Genomic DNA, 5,573 nt, shown 5'->3' on the forward strand with positions numbered 1-5,573 from the left:
CAAAGATATACTACATAGGATAGCCGATCACCCTATCAATAGAATAGAAGAACTCCTTCCTCATCGTTACAAACTTGGAAAATAACCTTGGTCATACGATCTCACTGAATTTTGCAAGACGTATTTAGCCGTGGGCTTACCTTATGTTACAGACAAGTATCTACCTTCTCCTGGATATTTCCGCGGGCCTGCTTGTACAAACCCGCGGAACAAAATCAGCATCTTATCATAATAGCTTGTTAATAAGCTCTTTCAGCTCAGGCTGCGAAGGCCTTGGCGCATCCACATTCACGATATTTCCTTTCTGATCAAATACCATAAACCGGGGAATACCATTGATACCATAGTATTTTGCGATCTCACTCCAGCCACTTACGAAGATCTGCGTACCTTTCATTTCCTTCTCCTTTACAAAATTTTGCCACTTCTCTTTATCTTTGGCTTCATCCACAGAGACTCCCAGAAATGTTACATTCTTTCCGGCCATTTCTTCCTCCAGCTTCTGAAGATGCGGCAACTCTGCCTTGCATGGACCACACCAGGTAGCCCAAACGTCCACTACTACTACTTTTCCTTTGAGGTCATTGAATGCAACCTTTTTGCCGTTTGTATCTTCTCCTGAAAAATTAAATCCCGGTTCCCCAGCGGCAAACTTGCGCACAGATTTTTCATAATCAAAATAGCTTTGCTTCTGAACATCTGTTAATAGATACTTCTCCACCGGTACTACTGCTTCTCTCAGGGATTCAAATGACCTGTAGCTTCTCAGGTTCTCCGTAATGACAACCCCTTTTATAGTATCATTACAGAAGAGACTCACCAAAGAGCTAAGTCTTTCTGCTCCTTTAGGCAGCTTTTCCTTGTCTCCCATGATCATATGGAAGGTTGCATACAACTGGATCATATTGGTGCCATTGGCGTTTTGCAGTAGCCGTGTGTCGCAGTATTTGCTGTCTTTGATCACCTGTCTGTAGTATGCTGGATATTGTGCTCTATCTGGATGCACGGAATGCGGTATCAACAGAAACCTCAGAGCCGCATACTCCAGATCCACGTCCATTGTATATTTCAGCAAATCATTGAATTTTTTGTTGGGTGTGTTTACCTGTTGTTTCAGCACCGGTACTCTGGGAACAAAAGCCTCCAACTGTGGAAAAAATGAATAGAACGTGGCAGTATCGCCCAGATCTGTATGTTTCGAAAGAACACTCAGCTGATCATGCCACAGCTGCAATGCCTTGTTCTCCGGAGAGCCGGCAACGACCTTATAGTTACTGCCGTCCAGGCTCAGCTGTAGTTGATCGCCAGACTTGAGGTAGATACGGGTATCTCCATCTCTGCCGCCGTCAGACAAATAATAAAATCCTTCTTTAGGTGACGGAAGTGCAAATGCAAATGCGTGCTGTTCATTCACAAAGGCGGTGGCAATTTCTGTTTTGCGCCCTTCTGTTACTTTAAACAACGTTATTTTAGTTGCTTTGTCATTTCCTGTTTTTCCTTGGATAACACTTAACGGAGAGGTAGGCACCGGGCCTGCGTAAACACGAGGACTCAGGGCCATAGCGGCCAGTACCGGCAATAGCCGGTAAAATTTGGTTGGTTTCATTTTCTTAATGGTGGTTTGGTTGTCGATTTAAATCGTTGTCACATCAAATATAATAAAACAGCAAAACGTTGCTATTACAATTTGTTCAACGGCATAAAAGCAGTATGAATTATTCTTGTGGGGGTATGTACTGATTATAATAATGCTGGGTATATTTCAGGTTTTCATCATCAAAGCATACCAATATTACTTCTTCAATGCTACTGTTTTGTTCGAGGAAATGTACAATGGTATCCATAGCAATACTGGCAGCGAGATCTTTAGGGAAATGATAGATTCCTGTGCTGATATTGGGGAATGATATAGATCTGAGCTGATGATGTGCAGCAAGCTCTAATGAATTGCGATAGCAGGCGGCCAACAGTGCCTCTTCATTTTTATTACCACCATTCCATACGGGACCAACTGTGTGTATGACATGCCTTGCCGGGAGGTGACCACCAGTGGTAATTACAGCTTCTCCTGTTTTGCATCCACCCTGCCGGGCCACGATCGCTCTGCAGTCTTCCAGGATAGCAGGCCCACCAGCACGGTGAATAGCACCATCTACACCGCCGCCACCCATCAGTGAAGAGTTGGCCGCGTTTACAATAGCATCAGTTGCCTGCCTTGTAATATCTCCCTTTATGACTTTTATCTTTCTGTAACTCATCTCTAAATCGTTCTTACATACACCAGTTTGCCGGTTTTCTTACCGCTTTCCCTGATATCAATTTCAAAAACGGGGAAGCCTTTTATCAGCTGAACGAGCTTATTGTAGCCATAGTTGCGGGCATCAAAGTCGGGCTGCTTTTTCAGCAGCAGGTTGCCCAGCTCCCCGAGATAGGCCCATCCGTCTTCATCGGCTATATCATTAATGCTGGTAGACAACAGCTCTATCAGCTCTTTATCCGCTTTGCTGATGGCTTTCTGTTTTTCTTTAGATGAACGGGGCTTATCGGGATCTGACTTCTTTTCCCGCACCTGTAATATTTCAAGATAGATGAATTTGTCGCAGGCGGCCCTGAATGCGCTGGGAGTCTTTTTCTCGCCCAGACCAATCACACGCATCCCGGCTTCACGTAAGCGGGTGGCCAGTCTTGTAAAATCGCTGTCGCTGGATACCAGGCAGAACCCATCCACGCGGCCAGTGTATAAAATGTCCATCGCATCGATGATCATAGCAGAATCGGTAGCGTTTTTTCCAGATGTGTAGCTATATTGCTGGATCGGAGTGATAGCATAATCCAGTAATACACCTTTCCAGCCTACCACTGTGGGTTTGGTCCAGTCTCCATATATTCTTTTGAAGGTTGGGTTACCGTATTTTGCCACTTCCTCCAGCATGCCTTTAATATTGTGATACGGGATATTATCCGCATCGATAAGTACTGCTAGCCGGAGGTCATTTGTGTTTTCCATGAAGAATGATTTAACGGGGATAATGGCTCTTAACAAATGTAGCTAATATATAAATGCAAAAAGCGCATCAGTTTACAGCTTCGCTGCTTCAACTGACACGCTTCTGTATTTTTCCTGTGTGGTTTTATTTAATGTAAGAACGGATCATCCACGCGAGCTTCAGGTGCTTCTGCAACATTTGGGTAGCAAAATCGGCAGCACCCTTGTCGTTGTATTTTGCGTCGAACTCGTCGATAAGTCTGCGCAGATTACGGATAACGGTTTCATGGTCATTCAGTAATCCTGTCAGTTGTTTCTTCTGATCGTTGGAATATTCATCTTCCAGGAGGTTAGTGAGCTTCAGCACGTCAGCATAACGTCCTTCTGCGTAATGCCCGATGGAGCGGATGTATTCGGCCACTTCATCTGCATACTCTTCGAGCTCTTCGTATTGATCTTCGTAGAACTTATGCATTTCCATGAAGTTTGGACCTTCGATGTTCCAGTGGCAGTTCCGCGTTTTAGCATATATTATCAGTTCGTCAGCCAGTACTTTATTCAATTCTAATGCAATCTGTTTCGCATGTTCTGCTGAAACGCCAATGTTTACTTTCATATGATAGAATTTTTTGTGGTTATAATAAATTTACAACTTCTGCGGATGAAGAACCATGAGGTTTATCATGATTTAACAACCGGTTAATATTAACAGGGCATAGACGGATTTTGTTCGGGTATGCGATGTGGTCATTTTATTCGCGAAAATTGTACCATAGTCCCTAATTTTGTAGCATGTATCAGTCTACCGGAAAGATCTACACTTTGCATTTTATTTTGTTATGCCTTAGTAATGCCCTCTTTTCAGCCAGCTTTAATATGATGATACCGGAGCTCCCGGCCTACCTCACCAATCTGGGAGGTGCAGATTACAAAGGTTATATCATTGGTCTGTTCACCCTGATGGCTGGTCTGTCGCGCCCTTTCAGCGGAAAGCTTACTGACACCATTGGACGTGTACCGGTAATGATTTTCGGATCGCTGATATGTGTCGTGTGTAGCCTGATGTATCCATTGGTCAGCTCTGTTGCCGCATTTTTACTGCTGCGTTTTTTCCACGGGTTTTCAACAGGTTTCAAACCTACCGGAACTTCCGCCTATGTGTCAGACATTGTGCCATTTAATCGTCGCGGTGAGGCAATGGGTATGGTGGGTCTGGCCAGCACCATTGGTATGGCGCTGGGGCCAGCCATTGGCGGTTACATGGCGATACGATGGAATATCAATGTGATGTTCCAGACGTCCGCTGTATTTGCATTATTATCTGTAGTGATACTTGTAGGCATGAAAGAAACCGTTTCCAACAAACAACCGTTTCGTCTTTCCCTGCTAAAGATTTCCAGTGATGAAATATTTGAGCCTCTGGTGTGGGCACCGGTGGTGATATGCTTCCTTACCTATTTCAGCTATGGCGCCATGCTCACTATTATTCCTGACTTCAGCGCATATCTTGGTATTTTAAACAAAGGATTGTTCTTCACCTTTTTTACTGGCAGCTCTATTGGTATCCGGCTACTGGCTGGCAAAGTGTCAGACAGATATGGCCGTGTGCCCGTGCTGAAAATTGCCGCAACATTGATGGCAGCCTCTATGCTCATGATGGCCTGGGCTGCAAGTCCTGCGTTATTAATGGCGGCAGCTGTTGTATATGGTATTTCTGTAGGTCTCAACGCACCAGCCATTACAGCCTGGACCATAGACCTCGGAAGGCCGGAACACCGAGGACGAGCACTGGCGAGCATGTATATCGCGATGGAAGCTGGTATTGGGCTGGGGGCATATCTTTCAGCCTTTCTGTATAAGAACAACGCATCTAACTTCCCTCTTGCCTTCTACCTAATTGCCTTTATAACCCTGATGGCGACGGTGTATCTTACTTTCTTCTACCGGAAACCTGTTGCCACCTGCAACGAAGGTTGAGAAAAACTATTCTTTATCAGCTGATTGTTCTGGAAGCGGCGGAATTGTAGTGATCTTTACATCATCGGGGGTATTACCGACAGGCATCTCACTACCATTCTCTTCTACTGGTGGCAAATCAACAATCAGTTCTCGCGGCAATGTTTTTTTATTGTCCAATCCCAATCGGCGCATTCTCTCGGTACGTCCCACCAGGTTACCATTCCCTGTAGACAGCTTGTTCACGGCATTCTCATAAACATTCTGACTTCTCTTCAGGTGTTCGCCTATCAGCATCATATCTTCTGTAAACCCTACGAACTTATCATACAACGCACTCCCCTGCCTCACGATCTCTTCTGCATTTTTGTTCTGATTGTCTAGTCTCCACATAGCATCAATAATACGGAGCGTGGCCAGTAATGAGGGAACACTTACCAGTATGATTTTCCGGCGAAACGCAAAATCATACAGATCTTCATCCTGCTGCATGATGGCCAGCGCATAAGCCGGTTCTATCGGGATGAACAACATCACAAAGTCGGTGGTGTTCTTGTAAAGCGTATGGTATGCTTTACGGCTCAACTCCTGAATATTGTTTTTCACTGACTGTACATGCATCTTCAGGGCT

6 protein-coding genes are annotated in these 5,573 nt (G+C 44.8%); 1 reads left to right on the top strand and 5 read right to left on the bottom strand.

What is annotated here, in order from left to right:
• Window positions 1-226: 226 nt before the first annotated feature.
• The 4 genes from VM802_RS08225 to VM802_RS08240 all read right to left on the bottom strand — a co-directional run bounded on the left by VM802_RS08225 (window position 227) and on the right by VM802_RS08240 (window position 3,602).
• Window positions 227-1,606 (bottom strand): TlpA family protein disulfide reductase, encoded by a 1,380-nt coding sequence (locus tag VM802_RS08225; RefSeq protein WP_325529349.1) that lies wholly within the window; start codon window positions 1,604-1,606, stop codon window positions 227-229.
• A gap of 109 nt (window positions 1,607-1,715) precedes the next feature.
• A complete protein-coding gene (locus VM802_RS08230; RefSeq protein WP_325529350.1) occupies window positions 1,716-2,258 on the bottom strand; it encodes an O-acetyl-ADP-ribose deacetylase in 543 nt (180 codons plus the stop codon).
• A gap of 2 nt (window positions 2,259-2,260) precedes the next feature.
• The gene (locus VM802_RS08235) at window positions 2,261-3,007 is read right to left on the bottom strand and encodes an NYN domain-containing protein (RefSeq protein ID WP_325529351.1); all 747 of its coding nucleotides are present in this window, start codon (window positions 3,005-3,007) and stop codon (window positions 2,261-2,263) included.
• Between the two features lie 124 nt (window positions 3,008-3,131).
• Window positions 3,132-3,602 carry a Dps family protein gene (locus VM802_RS08240; protein WP_325529352.1) on the bottom strand — a complete coding sequence of 157 codons (471 nt, stop codon included), beginning with the start codon at window positions 3,600-3,602 and terminating at the stop codon, window positions 3,132-3,134.
• Between the two features lie 176 nt (window positions 3,603-3,778).
• Here VM802_RS08240 and VM802_RS08245 point away from each other — a divergent pair, with 176 nt between their 5' ends.
• Entirely contained in the window at window positions 3,779-4,963 is a 1,185-nt protein-coding gene (locus tag VM802_RS08245) for an MFS transporter (RefSeq protein ID WP_325529353.1), read from the top strand.
• Window positions 4,964-4,969: 6 nt separating this feature from the next.
• Here the strand turns inward: VM802_RS08245 and VM802_RS08250 are convergent.
• The coding region (locus tag VM802_RS08250) for a DNA recombination protein RmuC (RefSeq protein ID WP_325529354.1) at window positions 4,970-5,573 on the bottom strand (604 nt) is incomplete at its 5' end.

This window comes from Chitinophaga sp., from assembly GCF_035538455.1.
In the GTDB taxonomy this organism is placed as follows: Bacteria; Bacteroidota; Bacteroidia; order Chitinophagales; family Chitinophagaceae; genus Chitinophaga.